Consider the following 24079-nt stretch of genomic DNA (forward strand, 5'->3'; position numbering starts at 1 on the left):
GGAGCCTGATTCATGAAAGCCCTGTCGATCGCCGCCACCGGCATGAGCGCCCAGCAGCTCAATCTTGAAGTCATCGCCAACAACATCGCCAACATCAACACGACCGGCTTCAAGCGTGCCCGCGCCGAGTTCTCGGATCTGCTCTATCAGACCGAGCGCATGCAGGGCGTTCCCAGCCGCGCCAACCAGGCCATCGTGCCGGAGGGTGCAAATGTGGGCCTCGGCGTCAAGGCCGCGGCTGTGCGCAACCTGCATATCCAGGGGCCGATGAACAACACCGGCAACAAGCTGGATGTCGCGCTGGTCGGCAAGGGCTGGTTCGAGATCGAAGGCACTGATGGCGAGCCGCTCTATACGCGCGCCGGCTCCTTCAACACCAATGCAACAGGCCAGCTCGTCACCACCCAGGGCTACAACGTGAACCCGGCAATCGTGATACCCGAAGATGCCGTGGAGGTTGTGATCAACAAGACCGGACAGGTTTTTGCGCGGATCGACGGGCAGGCAGAGCTTCAGGATCTGGGCCAGCTCACGCTTGCCAACTTCGCCAATGAAGCCGGCCTCGATCCGATTGGCGACAATCTGTTCCGTGAGACTCCCGCTTCCGGTGCCGCCATTCAGGGCGTGCCGGGCGATCCGGGCTTCGCCGTCATCGAGCAGGGCTATCTCGAGGGCTCCAATGTGGACCCCGTAAAAGAAATCACAGAGCTGATCTCCGCGCAGCGCGCTTACGAGATGAACTCGAAGGTCATCCGCGCGGCCGATGAAATGGCTGCAACCGTCACCCAGTCGATCCGGTAGGTTCGCATGAAGCGGCACACCCTCCTCTCCGCGCTCATCCTCGCACTGGCCAGCTTTGTTGCGACCGGCCTTCCGGCTGCGGCGCTGGAGCAGGCGGTGGTGTCCACCCGCGTCATCTATCCCGGAGAAACCATCTCCGTCGACGCGCTCGACGAGGTGGTTCTGCGTCGCCCGCCACGCGGCAACACGGCGATTGCCCGGATGCTGGAAGACATTGACGGCAAGGTCGCCCGGCGCACGCTGCTCCCGGGCCGTCTCATCCCCATCAGCTATGTGCGCGATGCCTATCTGGTGGAAACAGGCAGCCCCGTCACCGTGACCTTCAGCGAAGGCCCCCTCGTCATTTCCCTGCGCGCGGTTCCGCTTCAGGCGGGTGCTGCCGGCGACATGATCCGGTTGCGCAACATCGAGAGCGGCCGCACTTTCATGGGTGTGGTGCTGGCTGACGGAAGCGTTCAGGTCGGTGCCATATGATGTCTCGCCTTTTCCTTTCAGTCCTGATGGCGCTGACGCTGGCCCTGCCGGCTGGCGCCGCATCGCGCATCAAGGACATTGCGATGCTGCAGGCCGCACGCGACAACCAGCTTGTCGGCTACGGCCTGGTGATCGGTCTGCAGGGCAGCGGCGACAGCCTGCGCAACTCGCCCTTCACCGAACAGTCCATGCGCGCGATGCTTGAAAATCTCGGCATCGCGTCGGAAGGCGGTCGCGCCCGCGCAAAAAACGTTGCCGCCGTCATCGTCACCGCAAACCTCCCGCCCTTCGTGCAGTCGGGCGCACGGATCGACGTCAGCGTCTCCTCGCTGGGTGACGCGACATCGCTCGCCGGCGGCACGCTGGTGATGACGCCCCTTCGCGCCGCCGATGGCGAGATTTACGCCGTGGCGCAGGGGTCCGTCATCGTTTCCGGTTTCAGCGCCCAGGGACAGGCAGAAACACTGACGCAGGGCGTGCCGACCTCGGGCCGCGTGCCCAATGGCGCCATCATCGAGCGCAAGGTCGAGGCGTCCATGTCCGACAGCGCAAGCCTCGTCCTGCAGTTGCGCAATGCGGATTTCTCAACAGCCGTGCGCGTTGCGGATGCGATCAACACCTATACCGGCTCGCGTTTCGGTGCCCGGCTCGCCCAGGAAGAGGATGCCCGCACGATCCGCATCCGCCGGCCGAAGGGCATCTCTTACGCCCGCTTCTACGCCGAAATCGAAAACCTGATGGTGGAGTCCGACGGCCCGGCCCGCGTTGTGGTCGACGAACGCACCGGCACCGTGGTCATCGGCAATGACGTCCGCATCTCCCGCGTTGCCATAAGCCACGGCACGCTCACCGTTCGCATCACAGAGACACCGCGCGTGGTCCAGCCAGAGCCATTCTCGCGCGGTGAGACTGCGATCGAACCCTTTACCGAAATCGAAGCCGACCAGCCCGATGCCAATGTGGCCCTGCTGGACGGTCCCAATCTGCAAACCCTCGTTTCCGGCCTCAATCGGCTGGGCGTGAAGCCCGATGGCATCATTGCCATCCTGCAGGGCATCAAGTCCGCCGGTGCGCTTCAGGCCGAACTCGTGCTGCAATAGGTGCGCCGCATGTCACGCCGGACCCAATTGAAGAAAACCGCCTCCGCCGCGTTCGCCGGTCTCGTTTTCGCCACACAGATCGCGCCGCTCCATGCGCTGGCGGCAGACAATCCTGCCAGCATGAAACCGGACGAGGTGGAACGTTTCTGCGCCAATATTGCCGACGCCGCGCGGGACCGCCGCTATGCGCTCCAGGCCATGGAACTGAAGAAGCTCAGGGGCGAAGTGGACGAACGCATTGCCGCGCTTGAGCAGAAGCGCGCCGACTATGAAGGCTGGCTTCAGCGCCGCAACGTCTTCCTGGCGCAGGCAGAGGCCGGCATTGTGGAGATCTACGCCTCCATGCGGCCCGACGCTGCCGCCGAGCGCCTTGCGGAAGTCCGTGTCGAACTCGCCGCCGCCATCCTGATGAAGCTCGAACCGCGCACGGCCGGCATCATCCTCAATGAAATGAACAGCAAATCCGCAGCGACACTGACGACCATCATCGCCAGCGCCGCGCGTCCGGAGGACCCGACATGACGTTCCGGCCCGTATTTCTCCTCCCGCTGGCCTTCGTCGCCGGCTGTTCGCAGTCGCTGAAGGAAATCGGAAAGGAACCGGCCATGACTCAGGTCGGTGCCACAATCGATCCGGAAGTGATGGCTGCCTACAACTATCCAAAACGCCCCGCCCCGGCGCTCACGCGCTATTCTCTTTGGGACGACAAACAGAGCCGGCTCTTCACCGATCCGCGCGCGCTCAATGTCGGCGACATTCTGACGGTCGAAATCTCGATCAACGACAAGGCGCGTTTCAAGAACGAATCCGAGCGCTCCCGCGATGCGGCGCGCAGTCTTGGCCTTTCCGGTTCCTATTCGGTCGGCGGCGCGGGCTCTTCCGCCGCTGCAGAAGGCAAGATCGGCTCCGGGACGTCGACCGCAGGGGGCGGACAGACTGAACGCTCGGAAAACATTCGTCTTCTTGTGGCGGCCGTGGTCACACAGGTCCTTTCCAACGGAAACCTGCGCATTCGCGGCACTCAGGAAGTGCGCGTCAACGCGGAGCTGCGCATTCTCACCATCGAGGGTATCGTGCGGCCGAGCGACATCGACCCGCAGAACATGATCTCCTACGAGCGCATTGCCGAGGCGCGCATCTCCTACGGTGGACGCGGACGGATCAGCGAGGTTCAGCAGCCACCCTACGGCCAGCAGTTCCTCGACCAGGTGCTTCCATTCTAACCCGACGCCGGAGCCTGAAGACGCATGGCGCTGCTTGAACAGCAACCACCAGAGAAAAAAGGGCCTTCACTCGTCGTTCAGCTGGCGATGCTGCTGGTCATGTCGGCGCTTGCCGCGGGGGCTGCATGGTTCGCCGGCGGCTATCTGCAGAGCAGATCGGGCGGCCCCGAGGAAGCTGCCGCCGCCGCGACCGAAACAACCGTTGCCGAACACGCCGGGGAAGAGGACGTTGCGGCGCACACGCAACCCGGTATTTTCATGATGGAGCCGATCACCACCAATCTGGCCGAGCCAAGCGAGATCTGGGTCCGGGCCGAGCTCTCCCTCGTCTTTGAAGGCGAACCCGATCCCGTGGTCGCAGCCGCCATCCATCAGGACCTGTTCGCCTATCTGCGCACGGTGAAACTGCGTCAGGTGGAAACGGCCAGCGGTCTCCAGCATCTGCGTTCTGATCTTGCAGAGCGCGCCAGCATCCGCAGCGAAGGCGCTGTCAAACAAATCCTGTTCAGGGCCCTGCTGTTCGAATGAGACGCCTTGCTTTACTGGTCGCCAGCGCGCTGTTTCCATCCGCTGCGGCAGCCCAATCCATCGACCTTGGCGCACTGACGGGTGCCGATGGCTCGACCGTCGGCACGATCATCCAGCTATTCGGTCTGTTGACGGTTCTTTCCGTTGCGCCGGGCATCCTGATCATGGTCACGAGCTTTACCCGCTTCGTGATCGCCTTCTCGATCCTGCGCGCGGGCATGGGTCTGCCGACCACGCCGGCCAACCTGATCCTGATCAGCCTGTCATTGTTCATGACCTTCTATGTCATGGCCCCGACCTTCGACCGTGCCTGGGCGGAAGGAATACGCCCGCTGATGAACAATGAAATCAGCGAAGAGGATGCGGTGCAGCGTATCGCCGAGCCGTTCCGCGGTTTCATGGTCAACAATGTCCGCGAGAAGGATTTCGCTCTCTTTGCCGATCTCGCAGCCGAACGCGGCAACATCGACATCGATGTAACGGTGGAAACAGCGGATCTGCGGGTGCTTGTGCCCGCGTTCATGATTTCGGAAATCAGGCGCGGCTTCGAGATCGGCTTCCTGATCGTGCTGCCCTTCCTCGTCATTGATCTCATCGTCGCGACCATCACCATGTCGATGGGCATGATGATGCTGCCACCGACGGTCGTGTCTCTCCCGTTCAAGATATTGTTCTTCGTCCTGATCGACGGCTGGAACCTGCTCGTCGGCAGCCTTGTTCGCTCCTTCGTATAAGGTTGACCGCGTCTATCCGGAAGAAAATCCCGTCCCTGCAAAATTAAGCCGGCCCATTATCCTTTTGGTAGGACTTTCCCGCGATAAATGCCCTCAAGCATGGCGGACAGATCTTCCAACGGGATCAAGGGCATGATGCCGCTCCGTCATACCGGTGAGCCCGGTATGTCCCTCGTATGTTTTGTATTTCAGGGGCGTTTATCCCATGGCAAGTCTTATGACCAACGCGTCGGCAATGACGGCGCTGCAGACCCTCAACAACATCTCCAAGAACATGGCTACCACCCAGTCCCGCATTTCGACGGGCCTGCGCGTGGGCGAAGCTGCCGACAACGCAGCTTACTGGTCGATCGCGACTTCGATGAAGTCCGACAACAAGGCCCTGTCCAGCGTTCAGGATGCTCTGGGTCTCGGTGCCGGTAAAGTCGACACGGCCTACACGGGTATCAATGAAGTCATCGACACCGTCGACAAGATCAAGCAGAAGCTTGTCACGGCACGCGGTGCTTCGCAGGAAGACCAGCAGAAGATCCAGGGCGAAATCAACGCGCTCCAGGAGCACATCACCTCGGTTGTCGGCAACTCCAACTATGCCGGTTCCAACATCATCCAGGACAACGCCGATGTAAACATCGTCGCGTCCTACAACCGTACCGGCACGACCGTCTCCATCGACGAAGTCACGCTGACGGGCGCCGACGTTCTGGTGCTCGACGCAGCCGGCACCGCTGGTAGCGCGGCGAACGTCGTTGCAGCAGCACTGTTCGATGCTTCGGGCGGCCAGGTTGCCGACGCGGCAGTCGACACCGCACTTGGCACCGTCGAGACGGCCCTCGCCGCCCTCGCCGATCAGGCTGCCGAGCTCGGTGCTGCCAAGTCGCGTGTCGACCTGCAGAAAGACTTCGTTGGCAAGCTCTCCGACGCCATCGAGCGTGGCGTTGGCCAGCTGGTCGATGCGGACATGAACGAAGAGTCGGCCCGTCTGTCGGCCCTGCAGGTTCAGCAGCAGCTGGGCATTCAGGCGCTGTCGATCGCCAACTCCAACTCGCAGAACATCCTGTCGCTGTTCCGCTAAAAGGTTGATCCCGGCGCGCGAGCGCCGGCATCCTTTCACAATGGACGGGCCGCTCACACGAGCGGCCCGTCTTTTTTTGATCCTGTCAATAACAGTTAACGTCCGTTAATCGGCTGTTAACCATGTGCTTCTACCTATTGTTAACCATACCCGGCGCCATCACGCGGTGCCATCAGGGGCGGCTGAACAAAGGGGTGATCACGTGGCCAGCATCATGACCAACACTTCTGCAATGGTGGCATTGCAGAGCCTGAAAGCGACCAACAAGTCCATGGACGTCGTTCAGGGGCGGATCTCCACCGGCTACCGCGTCGCTGAAGCGAGCGACAATGCGGCCTATTGGTCCATCGCGACCACCATGCGTTCCGACAACAAGGCATTATCCGCCGTGCAGGACGCGCTCGGCCTTGGCGCCGGCAAGATCGACACCTCCTACACAGCCATGAACAATGTTCTGGAAGCGGTCGACGCGATCAAATCCAAACTGGTGACGGCACGCGGCGCAAGCGCGGAAAACCAGGGCAAGATCCAGGCCGAAATTGAAATCCTGCTTGACCACATCAAGAGCGCGGCCACCGGCGCAAGCTATGCAGGCACCAACATTCTGGCAACGGACGATACAGGCAATATGGAAGTCGTCTCCGCCTACAACCGCTCTTCAGCCGGCACGGTCACGGTCGGCACGATCCAGATCGACATTGCCAGCGTGAAGCTATTCGCCGCCGGCGGTCTGCCGGGCGGTCTGGCTGACGACATCATGCTGATCGACATCGTCACCAACGGCGCGGATGCCGATATCGACGGCTATCTGACGGATGTGGAGACGGCCCTGTCGAGCATGTCAAACGCCGCTGCCGATCTCGGTGCCGCAAAGACCCGCCTCGATCTGCAGAAGGACTTCGTTTCCAATTTGATGGATTCCATCGAGCGCGGTGTCGGACAGCTCGTCGACGCTGACATGAACGAGGAATCGACGCGGCTACAGGCACTCCAGGTGCAGCAGCAGCTCGGCATTCAGGCCCTGGCCATCGCCAATCAGAACGCGCAGAGCATTCTGGCCCTGTTCCAGTAGAGCCAGCGTTCACAACAGCCATGTATCGAATGGGGCCGCATTGCGGCCTCATTTCATTTTCGCACAAGCTTCGGCGTCTAGTCTTCTGGTCATAATTCGCATGGGAGCATTGGGCGTTGCCTGAGCAGATTCAGACCGTCGTTGAAAACCTGAAAAGCCTCGGCCCCCGCCGGCTCGCCCTTCTGGGCGGCATGCTGGCACTGGTCATGGCCGTCATCGTTGCCGGCGCGGCCTATCTCAACAGGCCCGCTTACGAAACGCTCTATGTCGGGCTCGAGCGGTCCGACGTCAATCAGATCGGCCTCGTGCTGGGTGAAGCCGGCATCGGCTTCGACGTGATTTCTGACGGCACGGCGGTTCTCGTTCCTGCCGGCAAGACAGCCCAGGCGCGCATGCTTCTGGCCGAAAAGGGACTGCCGAGCAGCACCAACGCAGGCTACGAACTCTTCGACAATGTCGGCTCTCTGGGCCTGACCACCTTCATGCAGCAGGTCACGCGCGTTCGGGCGCTGGAAGGCGAGATTGCCCGCACCATCCAGTCGCTCGCCGGCATCAAGGCTGCACGGGTCCAGATCGTCATGCAGGAACGCGGCACGTTCCGCACCGAGGAACGCCAGCCTTCGGCGTCCGTCGTCATTCGCGCATCCAGTCTAGACGCCACCAATGCAGCTTCTTCCATCCGCTATCTCGTCTCGGCAGCCGTGCCCGGCCTCGACGCGGAAAAGGTGACCGTGCTCGATTCCACAGGCACGCTGCTGGCCGCCGGCGACGATCCGTCCAACAGCACCGCACAGCGCTCTATCGGCGTGGAACGCACGGTCGAAAACCAGATCGAGCAGAACATCCGCCGCGCATTGGCTCCCTACCTCGGACCCGACAACTTCCGTGCCAGCGTCAAGGCCGACGTCAACACCGACGCCCGCCAGATCGAGGAGGTCATCTACGATCCGAACTCACGGATCGAGCGGTCGGTCCAGGTGGTTCGCTCCAGCGACAGCGCCAATCGCGAGACGGCCATTCAGCCGACCTCCGTGGCACAAAACCTTCCCGAGGACGACACCGCTGCAACTGCCGGGCCAAAGTCCTCCGAAGAAAGCGAACGCCGGGAGGAAACCACCAATTACGAGCTGAACACCAAGCGCATCGCCACCACGAGCAACGGGTATAGCGTCGACAAGATGTCGATCGCCGTGGTCGTCAATCAGGCTCGGATCATGGAGATCCTCGGGCCCAATGCAACACCCGAGCAGATCGGTGAACGCATTGCCGAGATCCAGAATGTCGTTGCTTCCGCCACTGGCTTCAACGAAACCCGCGGCGACGTGATCAACGTCTCCTCGGTGGAGTTCATCGACGGTCTCGACGGCACACCGATGCCAGAGCCCGGCATTCTCGATGCCGTTGGGCAGCACACGGGCACGCTGATAAACGCTGCCGCTTTCATTCTCGTGGCTTTCCTTGTCACCTGGTTCGGTCTGAAGCCGATCGGCACCAACCTCATGCGCCCCGCGATCGCTCAGGGACCAGTTTCCGATGACACGCAGCGCGCCTTACCCAATCACGAGGAAGAACAGGCCCGCCTCATGGACGGTGCTTATTCCGACCCCGAGTTCGAGGAAGACGACACCTATGGGACACACCGTCTCAAGATACGTCCCGCGCCGCAGGAACGGCTGGCGCGGATGGTCGACCTCAATGAAGAGCGCACCGCACACATCTTGCGCAAATGGGCGCGCGCTGAGGCGGAGGCCGGCTGATGCCCCCCGCTCTGTCGCTGATCGACGTTCTGCCGGATTTCGGCACCCCTTCCCCGCCCGCACTCCCGCACGATGCGGCACCCAGCCATTTCGATGCGCTTCTCGAGGTCGGGAAGCCGCCAGCGGAAGAAGCCGTTCGGCCCCTGCAGACACAGGTTGACGAACGGATCGCGGCGGCGGAAGCCGCGCTGGCAGAGAGGCTCACGCACGAGCATGCCCAGGCGCTCGAACAGGAGCGCCAGCGACACGCCGAAGAAATGGAAGCGTTGCACAGGCAACTCGGTGAGGCTGCAGGGCAGACGATCAACACCCGTTTTGCCGTTCTGGAGGATCAGCTCGTCGCCCTGACCGCACAGGCCACGGCACGAATCCTGGGCAGTGTTCTTACGGATGACCTGCAGAAGCGATCGATTGCCGAACTTGAACGCGTGATACGCAGCGCCATCGACGACCGCGAGACGCTGCGCATCCGCGTGAGCGGCTCACCGGTGTTGTGGGACAGCCTAAAGGCGGGGCTCGGCGAAGAGGCCCGTCATGTGGATTTCACGGAAGCGCCCGGCTTCGACATCAGCATCTCGGTTGATGAAGAGCTTTTTGAAACCCGGCTCACCGAGTGGTCGGAAGCACTTGCAGGATTGATCTCATGAGCGTGGCCGAAAACGAGGATCGGGCATCCGAGATCATTATCGTTCGTCGCGGCGGCGGCGGCGAAGACGAGGGCCATCACGGCGGTGCATGGAAGATCGCATTCGCGGATTTCATGACCGCCATGATGTGCTTCTTTCTGGTTATGTGGCTGATCAACGCAACCGACGACGATACGAAAACCGCGCTTGCGAGCTACTTCAACCCCGTGCAGCTCATCGACCGCAACACAAGCAGCAAGGGGCTTGAGGATGTTGATGGTGACCCGGTCGACAGCGCGCCAAATGATGTCGAGGACGATGCTCCCGGTGCTCCATCGCAGAACCAGGATCAGACATCCGGACCAATGAGCTTCGAAAACGCCGTCGGTCGCTCGGATACGCAACAGCTTTCAGACGAGAATCTGTTCTCCGATCCCTATGCCGTTCTCGCAGAAATCGCTTCCAACACCGACACGATGCAGAATGTGTCGAACAGGGGCGATGGCGGCGCGCAGACCGCGGGCCCGTCCTCAGGCGCCTCCGGTGGTGAATCCTATCGCGATCCGTTCGCCCCGGATTTCTGGTCACAGCAGGTCGCACGGCCACAGATTGGCGTTCAGGGCGACCCTGACAATGCGCGTGAAAACCCCGCAGGAAGCGATACCGATCTCCCGACCAATGGCGAGAATGCGCCACCCGCCGTGTCCCGGGAGGCCCCGGAGACTGACGCGGGAACGGCCATCGCACTGGAACCCGTTCCTGAAGTGGAGCCCGTGAAACCGGCTGAACGGGAAGAGCCCACACCACAGGAGGAAGCGCCTCCGGCCGAACCGGAAATGGCGAACACTCAGGAGGCAATGCCGCAGCCCGCCTCCGAGGAGGCCGTAAATCGCGGCGAGCGGCTGGCCGAGCAGATCCGCGCCCAGCTCGCCGCGCAGTTTGCGGGCACCCCGCTGGAAAGCTCGATTTCGGTCGTCGCAACGGATGAGGGCGTTCTAGTGTCCATCACCGACGACCTTGAAAATGGCATGTTCCCAGTGGGATCGGCAGTGCCTCAGCGTGAACTCGTTCTCGCCATGGACAAAATCGGCCAGACATTGAGCGAGCAGGCCGGAAAGGTCAGCGTGCGCGGTCACACCGACGGACGCCCCTTCCGCAGCGAGACTTATGACAACTGGCGCCTGTCCAGCGCACGCGCGCAGGCCGCCTACTACATGCTCGTGCGTGGCGGGCTGGATGAAATGCGCATCGAGCAGGTGGCTGGCTTCGCCGACCGCAAGCTGAAGGTGCCGGAAGATCCCTATGCCAGCGCAAACCGCCGCATCGAAATTCTTCTGGAAGTGCCGCGATGAAGGCGGTTGCGAGACTTGCCGCCATTCTGGTGACCGGCTTGTTTCTCGATGCCGGTGCCGAGGCGGCTTCCATGCAGCCCTATCAGATGGTCCGCTCGCTCCAGCGGGTTCAGGACCGGATTGCAGACGGCGATCATGCAGCCCTGCCCATGCAGCAGAAACTTCTGGGCATCATCGACAACCGCATGCGCAAAGCCGCACCGGACGATTTTTCCGACCCGCGGAACCTGCAGGCGCTGCTCATCTATGGTCTCAGCGGCGGCAATCCCAAGACGCTGGAGCTCCTGTTCTCGAAGCTTTCGCTGAATGCAGATGAAAGTCGGCTCGGCAATGCGATCGTGCGCTATGCGCTCGGCGATTTCGCCGCTGCCCGGTCCGTTCTCCAGGACATCGATCCCAAGAGCCTCCCGCCGGAAGTGGGGCCACCTGTCGCCCTCGTCAGCGCGACGGTGACGGCAAGGGACAATCCTCTTTTCGCGGTCAGGATGCTTGACGAAGCCAGGCTTCTCAGTCCGGGCACCCTGATAGAGGAGGCCGCCCTGCGCAGAAGCATCCCCCTGGCTGCCGCCCTCGGGGATACAGAGCGGCTTGCCCGCGCGTCCGAACAATATGTCCGGCGTTTCCTGCGCTCGCCCTATGCGACGCAGTTTGTCGACACCTTCGTGGCCGCCGTCGTGGAACTGCACGATACCGTCGACCCGGGTATGGTCGATGACGTTACGGCGCAGATGTCCAGCGAGCAGGCACGAATCGTCTACCTGCGGCTCGCACGCAAGAGTGCCATTGAGGGTTATGAGCGGCTCCTTGCCTTCGCCTCACAAAAGGCCATGGCCCATAGCGAGGGCGCAGACGGTGACAGCGACCCACGGGCCGTTCTCTACGCGAATATGGCTTCCGTCAGTTCGGATAATGTCGACGATGTTCTTGCCGCGCTCAACGGCATCGAGCGCGACCGGCTCTCCAGTGCCGACCGGGAACTGCTCGACGCAGCGACCGCCATTGCAAAGGCAGTGCTGGATGAACCCCGCCACACGTCTGCGGTAACCCCGCCCTCCGAGCCGACGCCTGCGGAGGCAGGTCCTCCCCAAGAGGCGGCGCTGGAGAACAACGACATCGTCGAGAACGAACAAAACGCCACCGCGCCCGCACCGCCGGGCACCGACAACCTCGTATTCCCCGGCGATCCGGTGAACGAGGAAGCCGATGGCTACCTGAAAGAAATGCGCAGCAAGCTCGAAGATATCGATGCACTGCTTGAAGAGGAAACCGCGCAATGAACGCCGCCATCAGCCGGAGTTTGCCGGCTACCCCGCAAACACCGGACACAGGTTTGCAGAAGCGCGCCACCGGCGAGGCTGGTTCCCTCGCGTTCGAGGAAGCCCTTCAGGAAAGCCAGAAAGCAAAAGGTGTCCCGGAGAGAAAAGCCGGAGACGAAGAAACGGGCTGGCATCCGATACGCTGGACCCTGCCGCATCGGATGGGTGGGCAGGAGGAGGCCCCGCGCGACGGAGAGCAGCCGGCCGACAGCATTGAAATTTCGCTTCCGGAAGACCAGCCCTCCGATCAGATGCGCACCGCCTCCCCTGAAGCCGGCGACAGACCAACACCCGTGGCTGCAGATCCTGAAGCGGTTGAGGAGGACGGCCAACAGGCGCGCAACAATGAAAGCAGGACAGCGCAGACAAACGGAACGCCAAACGCTGCCCCTCCAGTCTCAGAACATGCTGCAGCTGCACCTCACGCCGCAGCCGGGCAGCCATCACCCCAGGCAAATGAGCGGGCCCGGGAGCGCACGGCTACGGTAGCCCCAGGCAGGCCTGAACGCCCCCTCCCCGAAGCCGCACAGGCGGCAGTGAAAGCAAATGCCCCTGCAGCCGAAAAGCCGGCCGCAGGAGCCGTCGAGCAGCAACCTGGCCATTCTGGAAAACCCGAGACGACGCAGCGTGTCGCTGGCGGCAACGGTAGCGATGGGTTGCTGCGTGACAACGCCCAGCAGCAGCAGCAACCTGAAATCCGCGTGGTTTCCATCCAGCGCGCACCCGCACCTGTGGCCAGCAGCGAGCAGACACCTCTTGCCCCGCGCGCCGGCACCAGCGAAGCCGCGCATCTGCAAACCGGTCAGCAGGGCGAGGCCGGGCGCATGGTACAGACGTTGAAGATTCAGCTCCAGCCGGCCGAACTCGGGATGGTGACAGCACGGCTGCGCATCGTTGGAGAGCAACTGACCGTGGACCTGCAGGTGGAAAACACCGAAGCGCGCCATCGTCTCAGCACCGACAGCGATTCCATCGTCAAGGCGCTGCGCTCGCTCGGCTACGATATTGACCGGGTCACGGTGCAGCAGTCCGCACCCGGCAGTCAAAGCAACACTGCAACCGGCGGCAACGCGCGCGATGGAGCATTCCAGTCCATGAGCGACGGCCGGGGCGAAGGGGACCCCTCACGCGGGGCCGGCGGGGAACGCGCGCCCCGTGAGCAGGCCGGCCGCGACGGAAGACAGGCGCAGGATACCGCCGATGCGGCGCAGAACGGCCTTTATATTTAGCCTCTTCATGCTCGCAGGAGACGCGCAGGCGGCCGGCAACGCCTGCGAGGGCGAGATTCTCCGCGCGGCGGAACGCTATCAGGTTCCGCCCGGTATCCTCTACGCCGTCGGGCTCACGGAGACCGGCGTGAAGGGAAGTCTGCAGCCTTACGCCCTCAACATTGAAGGCAAGGCCGTCTTCGCCCGCAGCGCGGGTGAAGCGATCCGCACCTTCGAGCGGGCACGCGGCGAGGGCAAGAAACTCATTGACCTTGGCTGCATGCAGATCAACCACCACTACCATGGCGATCAATTCCGGAATCTAGGGTCCATGCTGGACCCGCGTCAGAATGTCGACTACGCGGCCCGTTTCCTGGTTCAGTTGAAACAGCGCCACGGCTCCTGGTCAATGGCCGTGGCACGCTATCATGCCGGTCCCGACAACGATCCGGCGCAGAAGCGCTATGTCTGTCGGGTAATCACCAACATGGTGACAACGGGCTTCGGTGCGTGGACACCCGAGGCACGTCGTTTTTGCAACCATTAATTGAATTCATTGATTTCTGTGAACTGAAAAACGCCCACAGACCGACTCCCCAATATTGACTCCTGAGAATTCATGGTTGTGTGCGATTCGCCCGACCAGTTACCACTTGACACATAAGTTGATTCGGAGGGCGGGCCGTTGATTGTCGTGATAGACGAGCGTGAGCTGGTGACTGAAGGTTATCACTCACTTTTCAATCGTGAGGGGGTTGCGAGCGCGGGCTTCGCACCGGATGAATTCGGCGAATGGGTCGAGACTGTCGCCGACGAAGAACTGAAGGCCGTCAGTGCTTTCCTGCTCGGCCAGTGCGAAGAGGGCGACATTCGCGCCCAGCGCATTCGCGAACGTTCGGCAGCACCGCTGATCGCGCTCAGCGAACGCAACTCGCTCGATGACACACTGCGCCTGTTCGAGTGGGGTGTCGACGATGTCGTGCGCAAACCGGTGCACATCCGCGAAATTCTGGCCCGCATCACGGCGATCCGTCGCCGGGCCCAGCAGGAAGCCGCGACATTTACCGAAATCGGTGCCATGCGCATCTACTTCGACGGACGCGATCCGGAAATCGAGGGGCAACCGCTCCCCCTGCCGCGCCGCGAACGCCGTATCCTGGAATATCTGGCGAGCAATCCGACGCGCCGGGTCACCAAAACCCAGATCTTCAATGCCATCTATGGCATCTTCGACGAGGACGTCGAAGAGAATGTGGTCGAAAGCCACATCAGCAAACTGCGCAAGAAACTGCGCGAAAAACTCGGTTTCGACCCGATCGATTCCAAACGCTACCTCGGCTACCGGCTGGCGGATACATAATCCGCCAGCGTTTTTTCCCTCAGAACACGCCACCACCAGTTTCACGCAAGTCACGTCTCCTACCTTGGCCGTGATCGGCGCAGACTACGAGGAGACTTCCGATGGGCCTTTACGGCATGATGCGTACCGGCGTTTCCGGCATGGCGGCACAATCCAACCGGTTGTCCACCGTTGCCGACAACATCGCCAATTCCAGCACCAATGGCTACAAGCGCGCGAAGGCCGAATTTTCCTCGCTTGTCCTGCCGTCCTCTGGCGGCTCATACAATTCGGGCGGTGTCACCACATCGATCCGCTATGAAATTTCCAAGTCCGGCCCGCTGCAATACACAACGTCGGGAACGGACCTTGCCATCGAAGGCAACGGCTTCTTCGTCGTCCAGGGCACCAACGGCCAGCCATTCCTCACCCGTGCCGGCTCTTTTGTGCCGAACGCCGACGGTGAACTCGTCAATGCCGCTGGCTACAAGCTCATGGGGTACAGCTACGCCAATGGCGTTCCCGCTGTCACCGCAAACGGGTATGCGGGTCTTGAAACCGTGACGATCGCGCAGTCGGAACTGGTGGCGACGCCATCGCGCAATGGCACACTCACAGCCAACCTGCCATCGAGCTCGGACGTTGTCGCGGCAGCGGATCTGCCTTCCGCCAACGCCGCCACGGCACAGTACACGCACAAGACCTCGCTCGTGGCCTACGACAATCTCGGCGGCAAACAGCTGCTCGACGTCTACATGACAAAGACCGGCGCGGACACCTGGGAAGTCACCGTCTACGACCGCGCGGATGCCGCACCCGACACGTCGTTCCCCTATGCCAACCCGCCGCTGGCCACGACCACACTCACCTTCGACCCGACCAACGGCAAACTCGCCGGCGGCAGCCCGACGGACATCTCCCTGACCGTACCAGGCGGCGACACGCTGACGATTGATATGTCGGACATGACGCAGCTCGACACGGACTTCTCGGTCACCGGCAAGGTGGACGGAAGCGCACCCTACGCCATCGACAGCGTCGAGATTTCGGAGGACGGCACAATCTTCGCACAATATGCGGACGGATCCAGGCGTGCACTCTACCGCATTCCACTCGCGACCGTGCAGAGCCCGGACCAGTTGAAGGTCATCACCGGCAACGTCTTTTCCGAAAGTGCAGACTCGGGCGGCGTGCAACTGGGCTTCTCGGGAAGCGGCGGTCTTGGAAAGGTAACGCCGGGCGCGGTGGAGCGATCCAATGTGGACATCGCCACAGAGCTCACGGACATGATCGAGGCCCAGCGCAACTACACGGCCAATTCCAAGTCATTCCAGACCGGTTCCGAGCTGATGGAACTCCTGGTCAATCTGAAGCGATAAGCGTGGGTTTCCGGAACGGGGGAGTGGAAGAACGTAAATGTCACTGACATCTGCACTGAACATCGCGCAGACGGCGCTTTTCAACACCTCGCGCCAGACCTCGGTCGTCTCTCGCAACGTTTCGGAAGCCAGCAACCCGGACTACGCGCATCGCAGCGCGCTTCTGTCCAGCATGGCTCCCGGCGCGCGCGTCGTCCAGATCCGACGCGCCGCCGATGAAGTTCTCTTCCGGCAAAATCTCTTCGCAATTTCCGCATGGCAGGGCCAGAAGGCCATGTCCGGCGGGCTCGATACGATGCGCCTGACAGTCAATGGCGTGGAGGACGCGAACGCGCCGGCTACCGCCATCAGCAAGTTGCAGGAGGCGCTGCAGCTCTATGCAGGCACCCCCTCCAACGCAACACTCGCCGAAAGCGCGGTGCAGGCGGCACATCAGGTGGTGCGTTCGCTCAATGATGGTGCGGGCGCGGTGCAAAACTTCAGAGCCGATGCCGATCGTGACATCGCAACGGCCGTGGATGACCTCAACTATCTCCTGGGCGAGTTCGAGACCGTCAATACGGAGGTCGTGAACGGTACACGCTCCGGGCGCGACGTTTCGGATGCGCTGGATCGCCGGGATGCACTCCTCAAGAAGATTTCGGAATATGTGGCCATCTCGACCACGACGCGCTCCGGAAACGACATGGTGATTGTCACCGCGGACGGAGCAACGCTGTTCGAGACAATTCCCCGGCCCGTCACATTCACCCCGAACACGAGCTATGGTCCGGGAACGACCGGCAATTCGGTCTATGTCGACGGCGTGCCCCTGGTGCCGGGTGTTGGTGGCAACACCAGCGCAAAGGGCTCCATCGCAGCCTCCCTTCAGTTGCGCGACGAGACCGCGCTGCAGATGCAGCGCCAGCTCGACGAGGTTGCACGCGGCCTGATCACGGCATTTGCGGAGACCGATCCGAGCGGCACACTCCCGGATATGGCCGGCCTGTTCAGCTGGGCCGGCGGGCCCGGCATCCCGCCGGCGGGCACCCTGATCGACGGCCTGGCCGGTGCGATCCGCGTGAACGCTGCGTTCGACAAAAACGCAGGCGGCGACCCGTCACTGTTAAGGGATGGCGGTGCCAATGGCGCAGCCTATCTGCACAACACAACCGGCGCGGCTTCATTCTCGGATCTGCTCCTGCGCTACTCCGAACGCCTTGACGAACCCATGACGTTCGACCCGCTGGCCGGTCTCGACACGAACCGCAGCGTAACGGCCTTTTCGTTCGATTCCGTCAGCTGGCTGGAAGCAAACCGCAAACAGGCTGCAAGCGGTGCGGAAGGCAAGGAAGCGCTCGCCGTGCGCACGGCCACCGCACTCTCCAACGCAACCGGCGTGAATGTCGACAACGAAATGGCACTGCTGCTCGATCTCGAAAACGCCTATGAGGCATCGGCGCGGCTGATCTCGGTGATCGACGAAATGCTGTCCACCTTGCTGCAGGCAACCCGGTAGAGAGACCGAACATGAAAACCTCCTTCATCTCGTCGCTGGCCATGTCGCAGACGCTGCGCTACCAGACCATGCGCATGCAGGCCGAGCTTGCCGAGAGCCTGAAGGAATCGCAGACCGGACGCCACTCGGACGTTGGTATCGCCCTTGGCGCACACGCTGGCCGCAACCTGTCGATGAACCGCAACATCGATCGTCTGAACGGGCTGATCGACGCCAACGCAATCGCAGCAAATCGTCTTTCGGCAACGCAGAACGCGATGACCCAGCTTGGCGATATGGGGCAAAGTCTGCTTGCCTCGCTGACCGCGGCGAAATCGGACATCGACCAGGTTTCCGTGTCGCGGGGTGAAGCCGAACGCGTGCTCAAGACGATGACCGGCATACTCAACAGCAATCTGAACGGCGAGTATCTGTTTGCGGGCATCAACACGGACGTGAAGCCTGTGGCAGACTTTCACGACCCGGCCTCCCCGGCCAAGGCCGCATTCGATGCGGCATTCGTGGCAAAGTTCGGTTTCACACAGAACGATCCTGCGGCCGCGAGCATCAGCGCGGCCGACATGGATGACTTCCTGACAAATTATGTGGAGTCTCAGTTCATCGGAGCGGGATGGGAGACCAACTGGTCGAGCGCATCCAACCAGAAAATCACCAGCCGCATCGCCCTGAACGAGACCGCCGAAACCTCGCTCACGGCAAATGAAACCGGTATACGCAAACTGGCCATGGTCGCGGCCACGATCTCCGATCTGCTCAGCGGACCGCTCGGCGAGGAGGCCCGCAACGTCCTGTACGACCGGTCGCTCACGCTGGTGGGGGAAGCGATCGCTGACATCGCCGGTGCGCAGGCCGAGGCCGGCATCGTCGAAAACCGCGTCTCGGACGCGAGCGCGCGCATTTCATCCCAGGTCGATCTGTTCAAGACCCTCATCAAGGACAGCGAAGGCATCGATCCTTACGAGGCAGCGACACGGGTCAACGATCTGAGAGCGCAGCTCGATGCCTCATACGCACTGACAGCCCGGCTCCAGCAACTCAGCCTATTGAACTATCTGCGATAACAGACAGCCGGAATCAAACGAACGGGAAGCACATGTACCAGTTTTCCTACAGCGAAGTTCAGACAGACTCGCTCGCCGACGCCCGAGATCGGGAGGAACAGGTTCTAAGCCGTTCAATCGATCTTCTCCAGGCTGCGCGCGAAAAGGGTGTGAACTCGCAGGAAGCCGTCGAGGCAATCCATTTCATGATCCGCGTCTGGACTGCCTTCATCGACGATCTCGGCAATCCGGAAAACGAGCTTCCCAAAGAACTCAGGGCCAATCTTATTTCCATCGGCTTATGGCTGCTGCGGGAAGGAGAAGAAGTGCGTCAGGGAAGATCGCAGAACCTTGATGGCCTTATCGAGGTGTCGCAGATCATCCGCGACGGCATTCAGCAATGAGCACGTTAAAAATATCACTCAAGGCGAACGAGAAGATCTACGTCAACGGCGCGGTCATCAAGACCGATCGAAAAGTCACGCTGGAATTTCTGAACAATGTCCAGTTCCTGCTTGAGAACCATGTTCTTCAGGCGGAAGACGCACGGACGCCGCTGCGGCAGCTGTATTTCACGGTACAGATCATGCTGATCACGCCGGACAATGCAGACGACGCGCGCCGTCTCTTCAGCCAGCTCCTGCCCAGACTCCTCAACAGCTTCACCAGTGAGCGCATTCGTGCCGGGCTGAAGCATGTCGAGGAGCTTGTGGCCAACGGCCAGGTTTATGACGCGCTGAAGGAAATTCGTGCGCTCTATCCCGTCGAAGACGAAATCATGATCCAGAAAACAGGATCGGCGGAGAGCCAGCCGGTCGCCGCCGTTGCAGGAGAATAAGCCATGAACGTTGAAGCAGCATCGGGCGCACAGACCTACGGCAACGGTACGCAGCAGGTTGCCGCACCGCAGACGGTGGACTATCAGGCGTTCCTTCGCCTGCTGGTGGCCGAGATGAAAAACCAGGATCCCACGAGCCCGATGGAATCCACCGATTATGTGGCGCAGCTCGCCACGTTCTCGCAGGTGGAGCAGTCGGTGCAGGCCAATGCCAAGCTTGACCAGATTCTGCAGGCGTCCGCGCTTGCGCAGGCCGGCAGCCTGGTTGGCCGCGAAATCACGTCCGCCGATGGCGAAACGACCGGCAAGGTCGCCGAAGTCCGTCTTTACAGCGATGGTGTCATGGCCATTCTGGAAAGCGGCGACAAGATCCCCGTCGGACCCGGCGTCATAATCCGTTAGACAATGAACGAAGCCGACGCCCTCGATATCGTCCAGTATGCGATCTGGACCGTCCTGGTGGCCTCCAGCCCCGCGGTCATCGTCGCCATGGTGGTCGGCGTCGGCATCGCGCTTGTGCAGGCGCTGACACAGGTGCAGGAAATCACCCTCACCTTCGTTCCCAAGATCGTGGCGATCCTCGTTGCGGTTGCCCTCTCGGCGCCCTTCGTCGCCTCGCAGATTTCCGGTTTCAGCAACGTCATCTTTCAGCGCATCGAAGGCGGCTTCTGACCTCTTCCCGCGCCACTCTCCTCTTTCGCGCAAGCTTGACGCGCTAGCGTCAGCGCGCGGGCGTGCAAACGCGTCCTGAATCGAGTGGGAAGACCGGCATGGCGTTGAGCGAAGCAATCACGGGCGCAGAGACCAGAAAACACGGCCGCGACATCGGCTTTGCCGTTGGAATTGTCATCATTCTGGCGGTGCTCTTCCTGCCCATCCCGGCCTTTCTGATCGACGTCGGCCTCGCATTCTCCATCGCGCTTTCGGTGCTGATCCTGATGGTCGCACTGTGGATTCAGAGGCCATTGGATTTCTCGTCTTTCCCCACAATCCTGCTCATTGCGACGATGCTGCGCCTCTCGCTCAACATCGCCACGACCCGCGTGATCCTGTCGGAAGGACATGAGGGAGCGAATGCGGCAGGCTACGTGATCGGCGGTTTCTCGCGCATGGTGATGAGCGGCGATTTCGTCATCGGCCTGATCGTCTTCATGATTCTGGTGGTGGTGAATTTCGTCGTCATCACCAAGGGATCGACGCGTATCGCCGAGGTCGGCGCCCGCTTCACCCTCGACGCCATTCCCGGCAAGCAGATGTCCATCGATGCCGATCTTTCTGCCGGTACGATCGATGACAAGGAAGCCCAGCGCCGGCGCGCCGAACTCGAAGAGGAAAGCTCCTTCTTCGGCGCCATGGACGGTGCATCCAAATTCGTGCGCGGCGACGCCATCGCCGGCCTCATCATCACCGCCATCAACATCGTCGGCGGCATCGCCATCGGTTACGCACGCCACGACATGAGCATTGGCGAAGCGGCGGATGTCTTCACCAAGCTTTCCGTGGGCGACGGCCTTGTCTCGCAGATCCCGGCTCTCATCGTCTCACTGGCGGCCGGCCTGCTTGTCTCCAAGGGCGGCACGCGCGGTTCCGCCGACCAGGCCGTGTTCGGGCAGCTCAGCGCCTATCCGCGCGCGCTCTTTGTTGCCGCGATGCTCCTGACCGTGCTCGGCCTTGTACCCGGCCTCCCCTTCCTGCCCTTTGTGGCATTGGCCGGCGCCATGGCCGGGATCGGCTATGCGCTGCCACGGCGGGCGCGCCAAAGGCAGGAGAAGCACAACGAGGCACAGAGACAGGAGCAGCTTTCTCAGGAAGAGGAAGAGCGCAACTCCGTCAAATCATCGCTGAAAACCGCAGAGATCGAGCTTCTCATCGGCAAACAGCTTTCGACGCGGCTTCTGGCATCGCATCAGGAACTCGCCTACCGCATGGGCAAGATGCGCAAGAAATTCGCCGCGCAATACGGATTCGTGGTGCCCGAGGTACGGCTGACCGACGATTATTCGATCCCGCCAAAGAGCTACCGCATCAAGATCCATGGCACGGTGGTTACCGAATACCAGATGCGCGTGGGAGAACTGCTCGTTCTGGTCGGCAACAACCGCATGCCCGACATCCCCGGCGAGGAGGTCAAGGAACCCGCCTTTGGCATGCGCGCCTTCTCGGTGCCGGAAATGTTCGCTGACGACCTGAAACGCGAGCGCTACGCCTTCGCCGACAACATGTCTGTGCTGCTCACCCATCTGAGCGAAGTGATCCGCAACAACCTACCGCAGCTCCTCTCCTACAAGGACATGAAGGCGCTCATTGAGCGGCTCGACCCCGAATACCGCAAGCTTGCCGACGAAATCTGCTCCTCGCACATCACCTATCCGGGCCTGCAGGCGGTGCTGAAGCTGCTCCTGGCCGAGCGCGTGTCGATCCGCAACCTGCACCTCATCATCGAGGCCATAGCCGAGATCGCGCCGCATATCCGCCGCACAGAGCAGATCGTGGAGCATGTGCGCATTCGCATGGCACAGCAGATCTGCGGCGATCTGACCGAGGGCAATACCCTCAAGGTGCTGCGGCTCGGCGGCCGCTGGGACCTCGCCTTTCACCAGGCACTCAAGCGCGATGCCAAAGGCGAAATCCGCGAGTTCGACATCGACCCGCGTCAGCTCGAGGAGTTTGGTCAGGAAGCGAGCACCGCCATCCGCAAGCATCTCGATGCCGGCGAACGCTTTGTGCTTGTCACCGCGCCGGAGGCGCGCCCCTATGTACGCATGATCACCGAACGGCTTTTCCCGACGCTTCCGGTCCTCAGCCATGTGGAGATGGCAAAGGGCGTCGAACTCAGCGTATTGGGTTCCATTTCCTGATGCGCGTCGCCCGCCTCCTGAAAGTGACCGCGGCGGTGGCCTGACGCCATGCTCGAAACCCCGCTTCTGGCAGCATTTCTCGCCTTTTGCCGCATCGGCGGATGCTTCCTGTTCATGCCGGGGTTGTCGAGCGTGCGCGTGCCGATGCAGGTGCGCCTGTTCGTAGCGGTGGCGGCAACACTCGCCATGCTCGCACATCTGTGGGACCTGATCACGCCGCATGTTTCCAGCGAGCCCGGTCCATTGTTCCTGCTCATTGCCTCCGAACTGGCTATTGGAGCGCTGATCGGCCTCATTGCGCGTCTCTACGTGCTGTCGCTTCAGTTCATCGGCACGTCCATGGCGATGTTTTCCGGCTTCGGCATGGCGGCAGGCGGTACGGCCATCGAGGAGGCGGAAGCACAGCCGCCCCTGACCGCACTCATTTCGCTGTCAGCCCTGATGCTGCTTTTCGTTCTCGATTTCCACCATCAGATCATTCGCGCACTTGTGGTCTCCTACGAGCTTGCCCCGATCGAAAGCCTGTTCGATCCGCAGGCGGCACTGACCGATATAACAGACACGCTTTCCGACGCATTCTTCGTGATGATCCGGCTTGGCAGCCCGTTCCTGGCCTATGCCATCCTGGTGAACCTTGCCATCGGCTTCATCAACAAGCTCACGCCGCAGATTCCGATCTACTTCATCTCCCTGCCTTTCGTGATCGCCGGTGGCATCATTCTTCTCTACTTCGCCATTCCCTCGCTCCTCGGGCTCTTTGCCGAGGGCTTCTTCCCGATCTTCGAAGGGCGCTAGCGATGCCGACACCCCGCCAGAAACGCCTGCAGAAACTGGTTCTGGTGATGCAACGCCTCAAGGATTTCCATCAGGCACAGCACGCCGCGCACATAGCCGAAGCCGCTGCCGCCCGGGACGAGGCAAGAACCATCACCGAAACGCTCGACAGCGGCACCGCCATGACCGCATTGTTCCCCGAGCTCTACCACCGCCGTGTCGCCAGCGCGCTTGAGCGCAGCCGTATTAGTGCCGACCGCGCCCGGCAGGAGGCCCAAAGCATCATGCAGGCGGATGCACGCAGCAACGCGCTCGCCCGCGCCTACCGCGAAGCCGCTGATCTCGAAGAACGCAGCGCCGCCGACAAGGAGCGTCTGGAGTTCATCGAACGCCGCGGCACAAACGGGGCTTAAGCCTCCCACAAGCTTGTTCTGGGAATATGTCCCTCACAGACACGAACGATGGAGGACGCCTTGGCGATATCGCCTCCCGGCGACATTGTCCTGAACGTGGCGCGCGCCGCCGACCCCGCCAAAGCCGCAGCCGCCAGAGAGCGGCTCCAGGCAAAGTCGGGTGCGACCGCCAGCTTCTCGGCAGTGTTCGACAACCAGCCCGTCGGCACCACGAAGGTCAGCGTGAACGCGCCCTCTGACGTCGAAAAGAAGTTCGAGGCGATGGTGCTGCAGAACTTCATGCAATCGCTTCTGCCCGAGGAAACCTCCGCCGTTTACGGTGAGGGCCTTGCCGGCGAAATGTGGCGCTCAATGCTGGCGCAGCAGCTAAGCGAGACGCTGGCTGAAAAGGGTGGCATCGGCATCGCCCGCAATGTCCTGCGCGACTACACGGTTGAAAACGAAAAGCCAGTGCCCGTGGGCGCCGTCTCTCAGACGCCCGAACAGGAAGCGATAGGCAGACGAACACTTCTGTCCACCGCCATGGTCGAGGAAATCGAGCGGCACGCCGCGAAAACGCTGGGCGTAAACACTGCACCGTCGTCCAGCCGCGACGAAGAGAGCTGAAGTTCAGAAACGGAACGAAACCATGTATGATATGACCTCCGCAGCCCATTCCGAGAATGCCTCTCTGG

The 24079-nt window shown here is 61.6% G+C and carries 27 protein-coding genes; all 27 read left to right on the forward strand.

The window, feature by feature from the left end; translation table 11 throughout:
- Window positions 1-12 precede the first annotated feature (12 nt).
- Window positions 13-801: a flagellar basal-body rod protein FlgG gene (gene flgG / locus KUG85_RS16855; RefSeq protein ID WP_007008631.1), complete on the forward strand. Its 789-nt coding sequence runs from the start codon at window positions 13-15 to the stop codon at window positions 799-801.
- Window positions 802-807: 6 nt separating this feature from the next.
- Entirely contained in the window at window positions 808-1275 is a 468-nt protein-coding gene (flgA, locus tag KUG85_RS16860) for a flagellar basal body P-ring formation chaperone FlgA (protein ID WP_065815722.1), read from the forward strand.
- Window positions 1272-2375, forward strand: coding sequence for a flagellar basal body P-ring protein FlgI (locus tag KUG85_RS16865; RefSeq protein WP_025029093.1), 1104 nt, complete (start codon window positions 1272-1274; stop codon window positions 2373-2375). Before flgA ends, KUG85_RS16865 begins: the two co-directional genes overlap by 4 nt.
- Window positions 2376-2384: 9 nt before the next feature.
- Entirely contained in the window at window positions 2385-2897 is a 513-nt protein-coding gene (locus KUG85_RS16870; RefSeq protein ID WP_025029092.1) for a MotE family protein, read from the forward strand.
- Complete coding sequence (gene flgH, locus KUG85_RS16875) at window positions 2894-3598, forward strand: flagellar basal body L-ring protein FlgH (protein ID WP_065815724.1); 705 nt, start codon at window positions 2894-2896, stop codon at window positions 3596-3598. The genes KUG85_RS16870 and flgH overlap by 4 nt, the downstream gene beginning before the upstream one ends.
- Before the next feature lie 24 nt (window positions 3599-3622).
- The gene (locus KUG85_RS16880) at window positions 3623-4126 is read left to right on the forward strand and encodes a flagellar basal body-associated FliL family protein (protein ID WP_065815725.1); all 504 of its coding nucleotides are present in this window, start codon (window positions 3623-3625) and stop codon (window positions 4124-4126) included.
- On the forward strand, window positions 4123-4860 hold the full coding sequence (gene fliP / locus KUG85_RS16885; RefSeq protein ID WP_223006151.1) for a flagellar type III secretion system pore protein FliP: 738 nt from the start codon (window positions 4123-4125) through the stop codon (window positions 4858-4860). Before KUG85_RS16880 ends, fliP begins: the two co-directional genes overlap by 4 nt.
- Window positions 4861-5065: 205 nt before the next feature.
- Window positions 5066-5935, forward strand: coding sequence for a flagellin N-terminal helical domain-containing protein (locus tag KUG85_RS16890; RefSeq protein WP_007008624.1), 870 nt, complete (start codon window positions 5066-5068; stop codon window positions 5933-5935).
- A gap of 202 nt (window positions 5936-6137) precedes the next feature.
- Window positions 6138-7007, forward strand: a complete 870-nt coding sequence (locus KUG85_RS16895) for a flagellin N-terminal helical domain-containing protein (protein ID WP_065815727.1) — start codon at window positions 6138-6140, stop codon at window positions 7005-7007.
- Between the two features lie 116 nt (window positions 7008-7123).
- Window positions 7124-8764: a flagellar basal-body MS-ring/collar protein FliF gene (gene fliF, locus KUG85_RS16900; protein WP_223006152.1), complete on the forward strand. Its 1641-nt coding sequence runs from the start codon at window positions 7124-7126 to the stop codon at window positions 8762-8764.
- Entirely contained in the window at window positions 8764-9411 is a 648-nt protein-coding gene (locus KUG85_RS16905) for a hypothetical protein (protein ID WP_223006153.1), read from the forward strand. Before fliF ends, KUG85_RS16905 begins: the two co-directional genes overlap by 1 nt.
- Complete coding sequence (locus tag KUG85_RS16910; RefSeq protein WP_223006154.1) at window positions 9408-10742, forward strand: MotB family protein; 1335 nt, start codon at window positions 9408-9410, stop codon at window positions 10740-10742. The genes KUG85_RS16905 and KUG85_RS16910 overlap by 4 nt, the downstream gene beginning before the upstream one ends.
- On the forward strand, window positions 10739-12019 hold the full coding sequence (locus KUG85_RS16915; RefSeq protein WP_223006155.1) for a chemotaxis protein: 1281 nt from the start codon (window positions 10739-10741) through the stop codon (window positions 12017-12019). Before KUG85_RS16910 ends, KUG85_RS16915 begins: the two co-directional genes overlap by 4 nt.
- Window positions 12016-13287, forward strand: coding sequence for a flagellar hook-length control protein FliK (gene fliK, locus KUG85_RS16920; RefSeq protein WP_223006156.1), 1272 nt, complete (start codon window positions 12016-12018; stop codon window positions 13285-13287). Before KUG85_RS16915 ends, fliK begins: the two co-directional genes overlap by 4 nt.
- 7 nt (window positions 13288-13294) lie before the next feature.
- Window positions 13295-13813, forward strand: a complete 519-nt coding sequence (locus KUG85_RS16925) for a transglycosylase SLT domain-containing protein (RefSeq protein WP_407673693.1) — start codon at window positions 13295-13297, stop codon at window positions 13811-13813.
- A 138-nt stretch (window positions 13814-13951) separates the two neighbouring features.
- Entirely contained in the window at window positions 13952-14626 is a 675-nt protein-coding gene (locus KUG85_RS16930) for a response regulator transcription factor (RefSeq protein ID WP_065815734.1), read from the forward strand.
- Between the two features lie 101 nt (window positions 14627-14727).
- Window positions 14728-15984, forward strand: a complete 1257-nt coding sequence (locus KUG85_RS16935) for a flagellar hook protein FlgE (RefSeq protein ID WP_223006157.1) — start codon at window positions 14728-14730, stop codon at window positions 15982-15984.
- Window positions 15985-16021: 37 nt separating this feature from the next.
- Entirely contained in the window at window positions 16022-17482 is a 1461-nt protein-coding gene (gene flgK, locus KUG85_RS16940) for a flagellar hook-associated protein FlgK (RefSeq protein WP_025029084.1), read from the forward strand.
- Between the two features lie 11 nt (window positions 17483-17493).
- Window positions 17494-18543 carry a flagellar hook-associated family protein gene (locus tag KUG85_RS16945; RefSeq protein ID WP_223006158.1) on the forward strand — a complete coding sequence of 350 codons (1050 nt, stop codon included), beginning with the start codon at window positions 17494-17496 and terminating at the stop codon, window positions 18541-18543.
- 32 nt (window positions 18544-18575) lie between these two features.
- A complete protein-coding gene (gene flaF / locus KUG85_RS16950) occupies window positions 18576-18926 on the forward strand; it encodes a flagellar biosynthesis regulator FlaF (RefSeq protein WP_007008610.1) in 351 nt (116 codons plus the stop codon).
- Window positions 18923-19360 (forward strand): flagellar biosynthesis repressor FlbT, encoded by a 438-nt coding sequence (flbT, locus tag KUG85_RS16955; protein ID WP_065815738.1) that lies wholly within the window; start codon window positions 18923-18925, stop codon window positions 19358-19360. The genes flaF and flbT overlap by 4 nt, the downstream gene beginning before the upstream one ends.
- A 3-nt stretch (window positions 19361-19363) precedes the next feature.
- A complete protein-coding gene (flgD, locus tag KUG85_RS16960; protein WP_065815739.1) occupies window positions 19364-19762 on the forward strand; it encodes a flagellar hook assembly protein FlgD in 399 nt (132 codons plus the stop codon).
- 3 nt (window positions 19763-19765) lie between these two features.
- Window positions 19766-20032 carry a flagellar biosynthesis protein FliQ gene (fliQ, locus tag KUG85_RS16965; RefSeq protein WP_223006159.1) on the forward strand — a complete coding sequence of 89 codons (267 nt, stop codon included), beginning with the start codon at window positions 19766-19768 and terminating at the stop codon, window positions 20030-20032.
- A gap of 98 nt (window positions 20033-20130) precedes the next feature.
- Complete coding sequence (flhA, locus tag KUG85_RS16970) at window positions 20131-22218, forward strand: flagellar biosynthesis protein FlhA (protein WP_007008606.1); 2088 nt, start codon at window positions 20131-20133, stop codon at window positions 22216-22218.
- A gap of 48 nt (window positions 22219-22266) precedes the next feature.
- A complete protein-coding gene (gene fliR / locus KUG85_RS16975; protein WP_007008605.1) occupies window positions 22267-23013 on the forward strand; it encodes a flagellar biosynthetic protein FliR in 747 nt (248 codons plus the stop codon).
- A 2-nt stretch (window positions 23014-23015) separates the two neighbouring features.
- On the forward strand, window positions 23016-23405 hold the full coding sequence (locus tag KUG85_RS16980; RefSeq protein WP_223006160.1) for a hypothetical protein: 390 nt from the start codon (window positions 23016-23018) through the stop codon (window positions 23403-23405).
- Between the two features lie 60 nt (window positions 23406-23465).
- Window positions 23466-24011: a rod-binding protein gene (locus tag KUG85_RS16985; protein WP_025029080.1), complete on the forward strand. Its 546-nt coding sequence runs from the start codon at window positions 23466-23468 to the stop codon at window positions 24009-24011.
- Window positions 24012-24079: the final 68 nt, after the last annotated feature.

Origin of the sequence: Nitratireductor rhodophyticola, from assembly GCF_019891355.1 — a bacterium.
Taxonomy (GTDB): Bacteria; Pseudomonadota; Alphaproteobacteria; order Rhizobiales; family Rhizobiaceae; genus Nitratireductor; species Nitratireductor rhodophyticola.

Coding starts and splice junctions, on each gene's coding strand:
- flgD (WP_065815739.1), top strand. CDS start 19,364: ATGAACGTTGAAGCAGCATCGGGCGCACAGACCTACGGCAACGGTACG.
- fliP (WP_223006151.1), top strand. CDS start 4,123: ATGAGACGCCTTGCTTTACTGGTCGCCAGCGCGCTGTTTCCATCCGCT.
- flgK (WP_025029084.1), top strand. CDS start 16,022: ATGTCACTGACATCTGCACTGAACATCGCGCAGACGGCGCTTTTCAAC.
- flaF (WP_007008610.1), top strand. CDS start 18,576: ATGTACCAGTTTTCCTACAGCGAAGTTCAGACAGACTCGCTCGCCGAC.
- fliR (WP_007008605.1), top strand. CDS start 22,267: ATGCTCGAAACCCCGCTTCTGGCAGCATTTCTCGCCTTTTGCCGCATC.
- KUG85_RS16910 (WP_223006154.1), top strand. CDS start 9,408: ATGAGCGTGGCCGAAAACGAGGATCGGGCATCCGAGATCATTATCGTT.
- flgA (WP_065815722.1), top strand. CDS start 808: ATGAAGCGGCACACCCTCCTCTCCGCGCTCATCCTCGCACTGGCCAGC.
- fliQ (WP_223006159.1), top strand. CDS start 19,766: ATGAACGAAGCCGACGCCCTCGATATCGTCCAGTATGCGATCTGGACC.
- KUG85_RS16880 (WP_065815725.1), top strand. CDS start 3,623: ATGGCGCTGCTTGAACAGCAACCACCAGAGAAAAAAGGGCCTTCACTC.
- KUG85_RS16980 (WP_223006160.1), top strand. CDS start 23,016: ATGCCGACACCCCGCCAGAAACGCCTGCAGAAACTGGTTCTGGTGATG.
- flgH (WP_065815724.1), top strand. CDS start 2,894: ATGACGTTCCGGCCCGTATTTCTCCTCCCGCTGGCCTTCGTCGCCGGC.
- fliK (WP_223006156.1), top strand. CDS start 12,016: ATGAACGCCGCCATCAGCCGGAGTTTGCCGGCTACCCCGCAAACACCG.
- KUG85_RS16925 (WP_407673693.1), top strand. CDS start 13,295: ATGCTCGCAGGAGACGCGCAGGCGGCCGGCAACGCCTGCGAGGGCGAG.
- KUG85_RS16870 (WP_025029092.1), top strand. CDS start 2,385: ATGTCACGCCGGACCCAATTGAAGAAAACCGCCTCCGCCGCGTTCGCC.
- KUG85_RS16935 (WP_223006157.1), top strand. CDS start 14,728: ATGGGCCTTTACGGCATGATGCGTACCGGCGTTTCCGGCATGGCGGCA.
- flhA (WP_007008606.1), top strand. CDS start 20,131: ATGGCGTTGAGCGAAGCAATCACGGGCGCAGAGACCAGAAAACACGGC.
- flgG (WP_007008631.1), top strand. CDS start 13: ATGAAAGCCCTGTCGATCGCCGCCACCGGCATGAGCGCCCAGCAGCTC.
- KUG85_RS16905 (WP_223006153.1), top strand. CDS start 8,764: ATGCCCCCCGCTCTGTCGCTGATCGACGTTCTGCCGGATTTCGGCACC.
- KUG85_RS16945 (WP_223006158.1), top strand. CDS start 17,494: ATGAAAACCTCCTTCATCTCGTCGCTGGCCATGTCGCAGACGCTGCGC.
- KUG85_RS16890 (WP_007008624.1), top strand. CDS start 5,066: ATGGCAAGTCTTATGACCAACGCGTCGGCAATGACGGCGCTGCAGACC.
- flbT (WP_065815738.1), top strand. CDS start 18,923: ATGAGCACGTTAAAAATATCACTCAAGGCGAACGAGAAGATCTACGTC.
- KUG85_RS16915 (WP_223006155.1), top strand. CDS start 10,739: ATGAAGGCGGTTGCGAGACTTGCCGCCATTCTGGTGACCGGCTTGTTT.
- KUG85_RS16865 (WP_025029093.1), top strand. CDS start 1,272: ATGATGTCTCGCCTTTTCCTTTCAGTCCTGATGGCGCTGACGCTGGCC.